The organism is Vibrio sp. YT-19(2023), from assembly GCF_033337395.1.
Genome location: NZ_JAWOQN010000902.1, coordinates 1 through 564 on the forward strand (window position 1 = coordinate 1; position 564 = coordinate 564).

The following is a 564-nucleotide window of genomic DNA, read 5'->3' on the forward strand; positions in this document are numbered from 1 at the left end:
TTCGAAACGCACATTAAGCAATGTTCGCAAAATGTGAGTGAAGTGATTGATCGCTGCGTGCGTCGTTTCCCGCAAATGTTCGTTCAGAAAAAGGGACGCGGCATGATGATTGGCATCGAGTGTATTCACGGTGACTTGGCAGCAGAAATCGCTAAAGCATGTTTTGACGACGGCATGGTGATTGAAACCGCAGGCCCAGATAATGAGGTGGTGAAGTTTTTCTGTCCATTGACTATCAGTGAATCTGAGCTGAACCAAGGATTAAGCATCTTTGAACGTGCAGTAGAAACGATTGCTGCAAAACACTTCAAACAAGCATCTTAATAAGGATTATCAGTTATGATCGTAAGAACACTTGACGAGTGTCGAAATAGTGAGCGTCGCGTAGTCGCGGATAACTGGGAAAGCGTACGTATGTTGTTGAAAGATGACAACATGGGATTTTCTTTCCACATCACCACGATTTATGAAGGAACGGAAACGCATATTCATTATCAAAATCACCTAGAGTCCGTTTTCTGCATGAGCGGCGAAGGTGAAATCGAAGTGGTGGGGGGCGAAACT

Annotated in this window: 2 protein-coding genes; both read left to right on the top strand. The window is 44.5% G+C overall.

Annotated elements, in window-relative coordinates:
- Positions 1 to 324 (top strand): aminotransferase class III-fold pyridoxal phosphate-dependent enzyme (locus R7E78_RS29085; protein ID WP_318059013.1); only part of this gene is annotated, 324 nt, incomplete at its 5' end.
- A gap of 15 nt (positions 325 to 339) precedes the next feature.
- On the top strand, positions 340 to 564 hold a 225-nt coding region (locus R7E78_RS29090; RefSeq protein ID WP_318059014.1), incomplete at its 3' end, for an ectoine synthase.